We start from the raw sequence: 11,929 nt of genomic DNA, 5'->3' as shown, positions 1-11,929 counted from the left end.
TCACTCCTTGTCGGTCGGGGCGGCTTCCGCGCCGAGCTGCTGCAGCTTCTCGGTGCTGGAGAGCACCTCGGTCAGCAGATCGTCGAGCTTCTCGTTGCCGGCCAGCTTGTTGCGCAGGTCGGAAAGCTTGGTGCGCGCCTCCAGCAGGCGACGCAGCGGCTCCACCTGCTGCACGACGGATTCGGGCCGGAAGTCCTCCATGGACTTGAACTCGAGGTTCACGCCGAATTCGCCGCCTTCGGGACTCAGCTTGTTCTTTGCCCGGAACGAGGTCTTGGGCGCCATGCCGGCCATCACATCGTCGAAGTTGTCGAGGTCGACATTGACGAACTTGCGGTCCTTCAGCTTGGGCAGAGGTTTGTCCGGGTCGGCCTGGCCGGAGAACTCCCCCAGCACGCCGACCACGAAGGGCAATTCCTTCTGTTCGATGGCATCACCGACCTGCACGTCATAGCTGAGTTGCACCCGCGGGGGGCGAACCTTCTCAAGCCGCTTCTGAACACTGTCCTTCTTGGCCATGGGCATTCCTTTGCTTGCGAGGGGTGATGCAGCTCACTTGAGCTTGTCGAGCGGGTTGCCACCCGCAGTGGCGGCTGGTGCCGGATGGACCGCTGCCGAGGCGCTGGCGGGCGCAGGGGCGGTCGGCTGCGGGGCCACCGCGCGGCGCTTGGGCGCCACCTTGGGCTTGGGCGGCTCGCTGCCCGGCTGCACGATGGGCAGCAGGGCGGTCTCGCCCAGCGTCTCGCGCAGGGAGCGGGTCACGGCCAGGGCCTCTTCGCGGGAGCCCACGGGGTACTCGGCGTCCTTGCGCAAGGCCTTCAGGGAGCCGGCGGTGATGCGCAGGCCGCTGACGGCCAGCAGGCTGTTGGCGGTCGTGTCCTGCGGATCGCGCTCCAGCGCCTCCTGGCCGGCCAGCACGGCGTTGCCATAGTCACCGGCAGCGAAGTAGTCCTCGGCCAGCTTCAGCCAGGGCGTCTTGTCGGTCGGATAGGCCTTGGCTGCGTCGCGGTAGAAGCCACGTGCTTTCTCGCGTTGGCCATCGGCTTGGGCCTGGGTGGCCTGCGAGAGATAGGACTCCAGCGTGGGAGCGGCGGGGGCCGGGGCGGGAGCCGCCGTTTGGGGGGTTGCGCAGGCAGTGAGCAGGGCGCAGAGGACCGCGCCGAGGGCCAGGGAGGCATGTCGTGGGGAAATGCGCGTCGCGGGCTTCATTTGTAACTCCATGAAATTCGAAACCGTTTGTATTCCGCGTCGGAGCCGGTATTTCGGCAGGCGGACTATAGGATGTCCGTAAATTCGGTCAAACCTCCTTTTGGGGGATCTGGAGGATCGCCCGAGACGCCGCACTGGCGATAGACTTCGATCATGGTGTTCCGCGTGCCAGGGGTATTTCTTGAATCATGGAAACTCGTCTATGTTGAGGATGTGCACGGCATCGGGAGGGTGGAATTCCCTCGTTTCCAAGAGTATGTGGTCGGCTGAGGCCCGTGGCCTGGGATCGATCCTTCGCTGGGTAGCCATTGGCCTGGTTTCTCTCTTCACCACGGCCTGCAGCACACCCGGTACAAATGCCACTCAACCCGGCGTCCTGGATTCGGCGTTACAAATGGTCGGATTGCAGAGGGTCTCGTTACAAACTCCTGATACATCCAATCTCCCCGCATTGCAAAAAACACCAAAAGCGTTACGGGTGGTGATTCGGTTGCATGCGGGAGATTTGTTAAATTCAGATACAAATGGTCAATCTCTCCCGGTGGTCGCGAGAATCTATGAACTGAAAGAGAAGGATGCTTTCGAGCGGGCACCTGCCGGTGCCTTTGAAGGGGACAAGAGCCATCTGTCCCCGGAACTGGCAGACGCTCTGCTGGGCTCGCGCGAGGTGGTGCTGACGCCCGGGCAGCGTTACGAGGTGACCGAGACCTTGCCTGAGGGCACCCGTTACATCGGGGTGCTGGCCTTGTTCCGCGCTCCAGCCGAAGGTCGCTGGCGCCAGGTGTTCGATGCCCAGGCTGCGGTCGAGACCGGTCTGACCCTGGGCGTGCACGCCTGCGCCCTGAGCGTCGCCAATGGGCGCGCCCTCGATGTGGCGCCAGAGCTCACCCGTCTGGCGGGTGTGCAGTGCTCTTGAGGTCGACGCCGCAGCGTTGGACCGGTCCTTGTTGTTGATGGGATGTTGTTGTGATCCGTGCTTCCAAGTTGCTCTGGGGAGAGGGCCTGTTCCTGCGCCCCCAGCATTTCCAGCGTCAGGATGCCTACCATGAGTGGCGTCTGGCCGAGACGGCCCAGGCGCTGAGCCCTTTCGCCTGGGGTGTTCGTCGTTGCCAGGTGGACGCCGACGCCCTGGCCCATGGTGTGCTGCGCCTGCAGGAACTCCACGCCTTGCTGCCCGATGGGGACTTCTGCACGGCCCCGGCCGATGACGAATTGCCGCCGCCCGTGTCCCTCTCGGGCTGGCCGGCGGGCCAGTCGGAGTGCACCTACCACCTGGCGCTGGCTCCGCTGCGCGCCACCGGCAGCAACAGCTGCGATGGTGAAGAAGCCGGCCCCAGCGCGGCGCGCTACCTGATGCGCCACGATCCCGCCACCGACTGGTTCACCGGCGCGGTCGAGGCCGAGGTCACCACCTTGCACCGTCGCATCCGTCTGGTGGCGGACACCGAGGCCCGGGACCACCTGACCTCGCTGGCGCTGCTGCGCGTGCGGCGCACTGGCACGGGCTCCTTCGAGCTGGACCCGACCTTCTCGCCGCCGGTGCTGTCGATCAGCGCGTCGCCCGTGCTGATGGGCCTGCTGCGACGCACACTGGACATGCTGCAGGCCAAGGTGGATGCGCTCTACGGCGTGCACCGCGAGCCCTCCAAGCATGTGATCGAGTTCCGTTCGGGCGACATCGCCTCGTTCTGGCTGCTGCACACCTGCAGCAGCGCCTATGCGGGCCTGTCCCACCTGTTCCACCATCCAGGGCTGCACCCGGAACGTCTGTTCGAGCGTCTGCTGGATCTGGCGGGTGCGCTGATGACTTTCTCCCGCAGTCATGGGCTGGCCGACCTGCCCGCCTATGACCACAGTGCCCCTGCGCAGGCCTTTGCGCGGCTGGACGGCATCATCCGCGACCTGCTGGAGACAGTGATCTCCACCCGCTACTTCGCCATTGCGCTCAACGAGTTGCGCCCTTCCTACTTCGCCGGCCGGCTCGATTCGCAGAAGATCGGCGAGAGCACCCGGCTGTACCTGGGCGTGCAGGCCGGCCTGCCCCCCTCGGAGCTGGTGGAGGTCATTCCCCAGCGTCTGAAGGTGGGGGCGCCCGACGATGTCGAGAAGGTGGTGCTCACCGCCACCGCCGGTGTGCGTCTGAGTCACCTGCCGCAGGTGCCGGTGGCGATTCCGGTCCGGCCGGGCGCGTACTACTTCGCGCTGGAGCCTCGCGGGCCGCTGTATGAACGCATGTTGCAGGCCCGCAGCCTGTGCATCTATGCCCCCAGCAATCTGCCTGACCTGCAGATGGAGCTCATCGCCTTGAACGGCGAGGCCTGACCCTCACGAACGCGCTGATTCCCATGAGCACCGCCCCCTCTCTCTTCGCATCCCAGTCCGCTGCCGGCCCGGCGTTGGTCCCCACGGCCGTGGCTTCCGAGCCCCGCTTGCTGATGGACCTGTTCTATCCCGGCTTCTACATGGTCTTCCTGCTCAAGAACGGGCAGATGCCCCAGCAGGCCGGCCCCTTTCGCGAGCGGGTGAAGGAGTTGCTGCTGCAGGTGGACCGCGGCGCCAAGCGCCTGGGCCTGGACTCCGCCGACGTCTACCAGGCCAAGTTCGCCTTCTGTGGCCTGCTCGACGAGATCCTGCTGACCGGCCGTGGTCCGGTGCGCGAGGACTGGATGCTCAACCCGTTGCAGCTGGAGCTGTTCGGGGAACACATGGCGGGCGAGCGCTTCTTCGAGCGTCTGGAGGAGTTGCGCCGGGAAGGGGCCGTGCGCTTGCAGTCGCTGGAGGTGTTCCACATGTGCCTGCTGCTGGGCTTCCAGGGCAAATACGCGCTGGAAGGGACCGAGAAGCTGGGCTATCTGACCGCCCGCGTCGGTGACGAGATCCTGCATCTCCAGGGGCGACGCAGCGCCTTCGCCCCCCACTGGGCCCCGCCCGACCAGATCCAGCACAAGCTTCGCGCCGAAGTGCCCTTGTGGGTCATGGGCAGTGTCTTTGCGCTGCTGGGCCTGGTGGCCTTTCTGGGTCTGCGCTATCAACTGCACACCGGCACCGAGGAGTCCCTGGCCCGCTATGCGGACGTGGTGAAGCTGGCCCCGCAGTCGGCCTGGTTCACGCTGACCCTGCCCTGAGGGCGGGGGCGTCGGGTGACGGGCGGGTGTCCATCACCACGCCCTGGTTGCGGCCCAGGCGCTTGGCTTCGTAGAGCACCAGATCGGCCGCATGGATGGCGCTGTCCACCGTGTGTTCGCGCGCCGGCACCACCACCGCCCCCAGGCTGATCTGCGCAGACAGGGCGCGCCCGTCATCCAGATTCACCTTCTGCGCGGCGACCCTGGCGGGCAGGCGTTGCGCCAGGCTGTGCACACCCTCCACACCCGACAGCACGACGACGAACTCGTCACCGCCCAGGCGGGCGAACAGATCGTCCGGCCGCAGGTGCTGGCGGACCACTGTGGCGATGAGGCGCAGCACGCTGTCGCCCACGCCATGGCCATGGCTGTCGTTGATGTCCTTGAAATGGTCGATGTCAAACACCAGCAGGGCCAGGGCGCTGTCCTGCTCTTTTGCGCGCTGCAGGCGCGGGATCAGCTGGGATTCCAGGCTGCGCCGGTTGAGCAGACCGGTGAGCGGGTCGGTCTCGGCCTGCTGGCGCAGCTGTCTTTCCAGCGCACGCCGCTCGGTGATGTCGAACATGGCCCCGGCTTGGCCCATCGGCCGCCCCTGGGCATCGTGGAACACCGCCTTGTGGAACAGCACGTCCCGCAGGTGCCCATCGGCCCAGCGCACCTGGGACTCGTAGATCTGCCGCCCCCCTGAAGCCAGCAGCGCTCGGTCGGCAGCGTCGTACACCCGGGCCAGTTCGGGTGCTGCGATGTCGTAGACGGTGTGCCCGACCACCTGCTGGCGTGGCAGGCCGATGTACTGCAGGAAGGCCTGGTTGCACTCGGTGTAGACGCCCTCGGCGTCCTTCACGAAGATCGGTGCGGGGATGTCGTTCAGGCTGGCACGCAGGGCGCCGAGTTCGTGCTGACGGTGGCGCAGCACAGCGCTGAGACTGCCTGGCGACTGGTGCCGTGCCAGGGCACGCTCGAACTGCCGTCCATGCCGGTCGGTCTGATGAGACCACAGCACCTCGTCCACGCCGGCCTGCCAGGCCAGGCTTTCCAGGTCGGCCGCCCCACCTGTTCCGAGGTCGTTGGAGGCTTCGGTCCACCACAGCACGGGCGCGTCGCGCAAATCCTGGGTGATCAGCCACTGCAGCTGGCCGCCCAGAGCTTCGGCCGGGCAGGCCAACAACCACAAGCGGGCCCGGTCCGGGTGCTCGGCCCATGCCGCCCGCAGCCCGGTCAGTTCGCAACCCTGGCGCAGCAGCGCCGTGGGCGACCAGCATCCCGCCAGGCAGCCCGCCAGGCTGTCCGGCGCGGGATCTTCGCTGAGCAGAAAGACACAGGGGGTCATGGTGATGCACAAGCCAATGGGCCTGTACGACTGTCTTATCGGCCATTGTGCGGCCGCTCTTGAGGGGGTGGGTATCCGCCCGCGGGTCATCTTCTCGCATAGACTGCCCACCCCATGCCCATCTCCCCCGCACCGATCCCCCCGCGCCCCCTCTGCCGTGTGGCCATTGTTGGAGGAGGGCCTGCCGGCCTGATGGCCGCCGAGGTGCTGGCCGCAGGCGGTGCGTCGGTGGATCTCTTCGACGCCATGCCCTCGGTGGGGCGCAAGTTCCTGCTGGCGGGCAAGGGGGGGTTGAACCTGACCCATGCGGAAGCGATCGAGGCCTTCGTGGGCCGCTATGGGGAGCAGGCTGACGCTGTGGGGCGCTGGCTGCGGGCCTGGTCACCGCAGGCCGTGCGCGACTGGGCCGATGGACTGGGCGCGGCCACCTTCGTCGGCAGCTCGGGCAAGGTCTTTCCGCACGAGATGAAGGCGGCGCCTTTGCTGCGCGCCTGGCTGCAGCGCCTGCGGCGTGCCGGCGTGCGCTTTCACATGCGCCATCGCTGGTTGCCCGAGTCCTGGGTGCTGCCGGCCGATGGGCCTGTCTCACTCCGCTTCGCCACGCCCTCGGGCGAGCAGGTGGTGCAGGCCGATGCGCTGTTGCTGGCCCTGGGCGGGGCCAGCTGGTCGCGCCTGGGTTCCGATGGACGCTGGGTGCCCGCCCTGGCGGCCGCCGGCGTCCCGGTGGCGCCGCTGCAGCCGGCCAACTGCGGTTTCGACGTGGGTTGGAGCGAATACCTGGCCAGCCACCATGCCGGGGCGCCGCTGAAGAACGTGGTGCTGCGCTGCGCCGGGCCGGCGGGCCAGTCCTTCGAGCGCAAGGGCGAGTGTGTGCTGACGGCCACCGGCCTGGAAGGCAACCTCGTGTATGCCGCCTCGGCGGGGTTGCGAGATCAGATCCAGCACCAGGGCCACGCGACCCTGACCCTGGACCTGCGACCGGACCGCAGCCTGGATGAACTGCAGCAGGCCCTGGCGCGCGGCCGAGGGGCCCGTTCGCTGGCCAACCACCTGCGCGAGCATGCGGGCATCAAGGGCGCCGCGGCTGCCCTGCTGCGCGAGGGGGTGTCCGCCGAGGACTGGGCCCGGCTCAGCAAGGATGCGGCCTGGCTGGCCGGTCGCATCAAGGCTCTGCCCATCACCCTGACCGCCCCGCGGCCGCTGGACGAGGCCATCAGCACCGCCGGCGGCGTGCGGCTGGAGGCGCTGGATGCCGGCCTGTGCCTGCGCCAGGCCCCTCGGGTGGCCCTGGCCGGCGAGATGCTGGACTGGGAGGCGCCCACCGGTGGCTACCTGCTCACCGCCTGCCTGGCCAGCGGGGCGGTGGCGGCGCATGGCCTGCTGTCCGTGCTGGGGATGCCCCAGGCCGCCCCTGTGGAGCCGGCATGATCATCGTCCACCACCTGAACAACTCGCGCTCGCAGCGCATCCTGTGGCTGCTGGAGGAACTGGGCCTGCCCTACGAGGTGCGCCGCTACCAGCGCGACCCGCAGACCCTGCTGGCGCCCCCCGAGCTGAAGGCGGTGCACCCGCTGGGCAAGTCGCCGGTCATCACCGACGGTGACATCACGGTGGCCGAGAGCGGGGCCATCGTTGAGTACCTGCTGGAGGCCCATGGCCAGGGCCGGCTGCGCCCGCCGGCGGGCACGCCCGAGGCCCGGCGCTTCAGCTACTGGCTGCATTTCGCCGAAGGCTCGGCCATGCCGCCGCTGCTGCTGAAACTGGTGTTCCAGCGCATCCAGACCGCCCCCATGCCCTTCTTCGTCAAGCCCATTGCCCGCGGCATCGCGGCCAAGGTGCTGGACAGCTTCGTCGAGCCGAACCTGCAGGCGCAACTGGCCTACATGGAGGCCGAGCTGGCGCAGCGCCCCTGGTTCGCCGGTGAAGACTTCAGCGCGGCCGACATCCCGATGAGCTTCCCGTTGGAGGCGGCGGCCCAGCGCAGCGGGCTGACGCCCGAGCGCACCCCGCACCTGAGCGACTGGCTGGCCCGCATCCACGCCCGGCCGGCCTACCAGCGCGCCCTGGCCCAGGGCGGGCCTTACGACTACGCCTGAGGGCGTGGGGCGGCCTCACATCCGCCAGATGCGCGGCGGGGCCTCGTCCAGCTGCCACAGCAGGCTGCGCCAGCGGGCGCGCAGTTGCCGCCACAGGCCAAAAAGCGGCTCCACCCGGGGCGCCAACGCGCGGCAGACCACCACCGCCGGGTCGGGCGAAGTCGCGCCCGCCTGGGCATCCAGCGGGTCGCCGGCCATCACCTCGCGGGCGGCGTCCAGCAGGGCCTGGCGCAGGGCCGGGGGCAGGGCCTCGCCGCCGGCCGCCCACAGCGTGCCCAGCACCCGCTGGCCACCCAGGCCCAGCGGGGAATCGAGCAGCAGCGTGTCCTCGGCGGCCAGCGTGCCGCGCTCCAGCCAGGTGCCTGGCAGTTCCAGGTGCTGGGTGATGCGGCCGCGGGTGAAAGCCTCGTCGGCCGCCGGCAGGCCCAGGGCCAGCATCTCCCAGCCCAGCATCAGCGCGCCCGGGGCCAGCTCGAAGCGCAACTGGTTCTCGGCCAGGCAGCCGCGGTAGGCGATGGTCTCCAGCGGCAGCCATTCCAGCCGGGCGCCGGCGGCCACCCGGGCCACCAGGTTCTGCCGGGCCACCTCGCCCGCGCTGCGGTAGAAGCGCGTGGCGCTGGGCGTGGTGATCAGGGCATGGGTGCCCGCGGCCTGCTCGACGGTGATGTCCAGCACGTCGCCACCCACGATGCCGCCGGGCGGGTGCACCAGCACATGGTGGCAGATGGCCTCGCCCTCGGGGTAGAGGCGCTGCAGCACCCGCAGCGGGCCGTGGTGGCGGTCCAGCGCGACGGTGCGTTCGCCATCGCGGGTGTACTGAAGGTGCAGGTGGCCGTGCCAGCCCATGGGCATGCGAGTGTGAAAAGGGGACCGCGCAGTGTAGGGGAGCCGCTCGCGAACCCGGGGCGACTGCGTGGCTCAGCGGTGGTGCCAGAAATGCCGGTGCGGCGCCAACAGCGTCTCGCGCAGCCCGGGCGTGGGCCCATGCACCTCGATGGCTTTCTGCCCGCGGGCGAAGACCTCGCGGCAGGGCAGGGCCAGCGTGGGGTTGAGCGCGTGGTTGCCGGTCAGGGCCAGCAGGTCCGTCTCCTCCAGGCCGTAGACCAGGTGGCCGATGTTGGCCCAGTACTGGGTGCCGGCGCACATGGCACAGGGCTCCACCGTGGTCACCAGCGTGCAGTCCCACAGCAGGTGCGGGGCATAGAGCCGCGCGGCCTCGCGGGCCAGCACGGCCTCGGCATGGTTGACCGTGTCCACATTGGCCTGGCGCAGCAGCACCGTCTCGCCATCGGGCGCCACCAGCAGGGCACCGAAGGGGTGGTGGCCGCTGGCCATGGCCTGCTCGGCCACGGCCTGGGCCTCGCGCAGGTGGCGTTCGATCTGTTCGGTGCTCAGCATGTGTCGGGTGTTCCAGCCTCGGTGCGCCTCAGTGTGCCTGAGAGCCACGGTGGGCCCAGCCGGTGGTGCGCTTCTCGACCCAGGAGAAGAACTCGTACATCACCATTGCCATCGCGCCCACCACCATCAGACCGGCAAAGGCCAGCCCCATCTGCATGGCGCTGCCGGCACTCACCAGCAGGTAGCCGATGCCTTCGTTGGAGGCCGTCATCTCCGACACCGTGGTGCCGACGAAGGCCAGGGTGATGGCCACCTTCAGCGAGCCGAAGAAGTAGGGCATGGAGCGCGGCAGGCCGACCTTCACCAGCACGTCCCAGCGCCGGGCGCCCAGCACCCGCAGCACGTCCTCCAGCTCCGGCTCTAGCGTGGCCAGGCCGGTGGCGATGTTGACGGTGATCGGGAAGAAGGAGATCAGGAAGGCCGTGAGCACCGCGGGCCCCACGCCGATGCCGAACCACACCACCAGGATGGGCACGAAGGCCGCCTTGGGCAGGGCGTTGAAGCCGGTCATCAGCGGGTAGATGGCGGCGTAAGCCAGGCGCGAGCTGCCGATCAGGAAGCCCAGCAGCACGCCCACCACGATGGCGATGCCGAAGCCCGTCATCGTCACCCAGAAGGTGCGCCAGGCGTGGCCCAGGATCACGTCGCGGTATTCCAGCACCTGGTCCCAGATGCGCAGCGGGCTGGGGAAGACGAACTCGCTGACCTGGAAGCCGCTGCAGATGGCCTGCCAGACCACCAGGGTCAGCAGCAGGAGGACCCAGGGGGACCAGCGCTCCAGGCGCTTGGCGCGTTGTGCCGCAGTTGTCATTGAGCCACCTCCATGCCGGTCTTGCGCATGGCGCCGATGTGGCCACGCAGTTCATGCACGATGTCCGAGAAGGCCGGGGTGTAGGTCACCTCCAGGTCGCGCGGACGGGGCAGGTCGATCTCGCGGCGCACCACGAAGCGGCCCGGGCTCTTGCTCATCACGTAGACGGTGTCGGCCAGGAAGACGCTCTCGCGCAGGTCGTGCGTCACCAGGATGACGTTGAACTTCTGCGCGGCCTGCAGGTCGCGCAGCGCGCACCACAGCTCCTCGCGGGTGAAGGCGTCCAGCGCGCCGAAGGGCTCGTCGAGCAGCAGCATCTTGGGTTCGTGGATCAGCGCGCGGCAGATGCTGGCGCGCTGCTGCATGCCGCCCGAAAGCTGCCAGGGGAACTTGCCCTCGTAGCCGCCCAGGCCCACGCTCTGCAGCAGGGCGCGGGCCTTGGCCTCGTACTCGGCCTTCTTCTGCTTGAAGCTGGAGCGGTAGGGCTCGACGATCTCCAGCGGCAGCATCACGTTCTGCACCGTGGTGCGCCATGGCAGCAGGCTGGGGGCCTGAAAGGCCATGCCGGTGATCTTCAGCGGGCCGTCCACCTCGCGGCCGCCGATCTCCACCGTGCCTTTGCTGGGCCGCTTCAGGCCGGTGGCCAGCTTCATGAAGGTGGACTTGCCACAACCCGAAGGCCCGACGATGGCGATGAACTCGCCTTCCTCGACCTGCAGGTTGATGTCCTCCACCGCGAACTGGCCCTGGGCCAGCAGCTCGTCGTTGTAGGCGAGCCAGACGTTGCGAAAGTCGACAAAGCTCATGTGCGGGACTCCCGTGGGGTCGTGCGGGGCACACCGGCGGCTGCCCACCCCGTGCCGGGGCAGGCATGCAGCGCGATGCGGCGGGTCTTACTTCTTGAAGATGGCGCGCTCGGCAGCCGAGGGCAGGTAGTTGCCGTTCCACACCGCATCCGGGTTGATGCGGCTCTTGGTCTGGAAGGCGTCGGCCACCTGGCTGGCCATCAGGGCCAGGCGCGGCTTGCTCAGGTCGCCGAAGCCCTCGGCCTTGGCGTCGGGCGTGACCACCGAGCTTTCGATGGCCAGCTTCAGCCGGCGCTCCTCCAGCTCGGCATTGATGATGCCGTCGCGGGCCTTCACGCTGGCGATGGCGCCCTTGGGGTCGGCGATCACGTCCTTGGCACCCTTGCTGAAGGCCCGCAGGAAGGCCTTGACCTCTTCCGGGTGCTTCTTCAGGAACTCCTCGCCGACGATGATGGCGTTGCCGTAGAGCTTCACGCCGAACTGCGGGAAGGGCATGACGGTCACATCGCTGGCCTTCACGCCGCGGGCTTCCAGGTTCAGCAGCGAGGTGAAGTAGAAGCCGGTGATGGCGTCCAGGTCGCCCTTGGCCAGCATGGTCTCGCGCAGCGTCGGGTCCATGCTGACCCATTCCACCTTGCCCACGTTGTTGGCCTTCTGGAAGATCGGGAAGGCGCGGCGGCCGGCGTCGAACACCGGCGCGCCCAGCTTCTTGCCGCTCAGGTCGGCCGGGGTCTTGATGCCGCTCTTCTTGAGCGCGAACACCGCCGCGGGCGTGTTGTTGTAGACCATCATCACCGCCACCGGCTTGTTCGGCGCGGTGGGGTTGTTGGCCTGGAACTCCATCAGCGCGGCCAGGTCGGCAAAGCCCATGTCATAGGCGCCCGAGGCCACACGGTTGACCGCATTGCCCGAGCCGTTGCCCGCGTCGATGGTGACGTCCAGCTTCTCGGCCTTGAAATAGCCCTTGGCGGCCGGCACCAGGAAGAAGGCGCTGGGGCCTTCGAAGCGCCAGTCCAGCTGGAACTTGATCGGCGTGGTCTGCGCCTGCGCCAGGGTGGGCAGCGTCAGCGCGGCTGCCAGGCCCAGCAGGCTGCGGCGGCTCAGGCGGGAAAGGGAGGCAAGGGCATTCAGGCGCATGGGGGCTCCGGGGAAGA

Annotated in this window: 13 protein-coding genes; 5 read left to right on the top strand and 8 right to left on the bottom strand. The window is 68.4% G+C overall.

Annotated elements, in window-relative coordinates; all coding sequences use genetic code 11:
• Positions 1-519 (bottom strand): type VI secretion system contractile sheath small subunit, encoded by a 519-nt coding sequence (tssB, locus tag M0L44_RS17665; RefSeq protein WP_252771161.1) that lies wholly within the window; start codon positions 517-519, stop codon positions 1-3.
• A 33-nt stretch (positions 520-552) separates the two neighbouring features.
• Entirely contained in the window at positions 553-1,209 is a 657-nt protein-coding gene (locus M0L44_RS17660; protein ID WP_252771160.1) for a tetratricopeptide repeat protein, read from the bottom strand.
• Between the two features lie 202 nt (positions 1,210-1,411).
• Between M0L44_RS17660 and tssJ the strand changes: the two genes are divergently transcribed.
• From tssJ to M0L44_RS17645, 3 genes are read left to right on the top strand one after another with little or no spacing between them, the layout of a single operon-like run.
• The gene (tssJ, locus tag M0L44_RS17655; RefSeq protein ID WP_354004144.1) at positions 1,412-2,125 is read left to right on the top strand and encodes a type VI secretion system lipoprotein TssJ; all 714 of its coding nucleotides are present in this window, start codon (positions 1,412-1,414) and stop codon (positions 2,123-2,125) included.
• A gap of 50 nt (positions 2,126-2,175) precedes the next feature.
• Positions 2,176-3,531 (top strand): type VI secretion system baseplate subunit TssK, encoded by a 1,356-nt coding sequence (tssK, locus tag M0L44_RS17650; protein WP_252771157.1) that lies wholly within the window; start codon positions 2,176-2,178, stop codon positions 3,529-3,531.
• 23 nt (positions 3,532-3,554) lie between these two features.
• Positions 3,555-4,334, top strand: a complete 780-nt coding sequence (locus tag M0L44_RS17645) for a DotU family type IV/VI secretion system protein (protein WP_252771155.1) — start codon at positions 3,555-3,557, stop codon at positions 4,332-4,334.
• Here M0L44_RS17645 and M0L44_RS17640 read toward each other — a convergent pair.
• The gene (locus tag M0L44_RS17640; protein WP_252771154.1) at positions 4,315-5,664 is read right to left on the bottom strand and encodes a sensor domain-containing diguanylate cyclase; all 1,350 of its coding nucleotides are present in this window, start codon (positions 5,662-5,664) and stop codon (positions 4,315-4,317) included. The genes M0L44_RS17645 and M0L44_RS17640 overlap by 20 nt on opposite strands.
• Positions 5,665-5,778: 114 nt before the next feature.
• On the opposite strand from M0L44_RS17640, the gene M0L44_RS17635 reads away from it, so the two are divergent.
• Positions 5,779-7,092, top strand: coding sequence for a BaiN/RdsA family NAD(P)/FAD-dependent oxidoreductase (locus M0L44_RS17635; RefSeq protein WP_256490336.1), 1,314 nt, complete (start codon positions 5,779-5,781; stop codon positions 7,090-7,092).
• Positions 7,089-7,760 carry a glutathione S-transferase family protein gene (locus M0L44_RS17630; RefSeq protein ID WP_252771151.1) on the top strand — a complete coding sequence of 224 codons (672 nt, stop codon included), beginning with the start codon at positions 7,089-7,091 and terminating at the stop codon, positions 7,758-7,760. The genes M0L44_RS17635 and M0L44_RS17630 overlap by 4 nt, the downstream gene beginning before the upstream one ends.
• A 15-nt stretch (positions 7,761-7,775) precedes the next feature.
• On the opposite strand, the gene M0L44_RS17625 is transcribed toward M0L44_RS17630, so the two are convergent.
• From M0L44_RS17625 to M0L44_RS17605, 5 genes are all read right to left on the bottom strand, one after another.
• Positions 7,776-8,606, bottom strand: a complete 831-nt coding sequence (locus M0L44_RS17625) for an urease accessory protein UreD (RefSeq protein WP_252771187.1) — start codon at positions 8,604-8,606, stop codon at positions 7,776-7,778.
• Between the two features lie 72 nt (positions 8,607-8,678).
• The gene (locus M0L44_RS17620; protein WP_252771149.1) at positions 8,679-9,158 is read right to left on the bottom strand and encodes a nucleoside deaminase; all 480 of its coding nucleotides are present in this window, start codon (positions 9,156-9,158) and stop codon (positions 8,679-8,681) included.
• Positions 9,159-9,186: 28 nt separating this feature from the next.
• Positions 9,187-9,969, bottom strand: coding sequence for an ABC transporter permease (locus tag M0L44_RS17615; RefSeq protein WP_252771148.1), 783 nt, complete (start codon positions 9,967-9,969; stop codon positions 9,187-9,189).
• On the bottom strand, positions 9,966-10,775 hold the full coding sequence (locus M0L44_RS17610; protein WP_252771145.1) for an ABC transporter ATP-binding protein: 810 nt from the start codon (positions 10,773-10,775) through the stop codon (positions 9,966-9,968). The genes M0L44_RS17615 and M0L44_RS17610 overlap by 4 nt, the downstream gene beginning before the upstream one ends.
• Positions 10,776-10,862: 87 nt before the next feature.
• Complete coding sequence (locus M0L44_RS17605) at positions 10,863-11,912, bottom strand: ABC transporter substrate-binding protein (RefSeq protein ID WP_252771143.1); 1,050 nt, start codon at positions 11,910-11,912, stop codon at positions 10,863-10,865.
• Positions 11,913-11,929 lie beyond the last annotated feature (17 nt).

Source organism: Ideonella oryzae (assembly GCF_024055665.1).
Taxonomy (GTDB): domain Bacteria; phylum Pseudomonadota; class Gammaproteobacteria; order Burkholderiales; family Burkholderiaceae_C; genus Ideonella; species Ideonella oryzae.
Note: the sequence above shows the minus strand (reverse complement) of the source record. Positions and strands in the feature narration are given on the sequence as shown.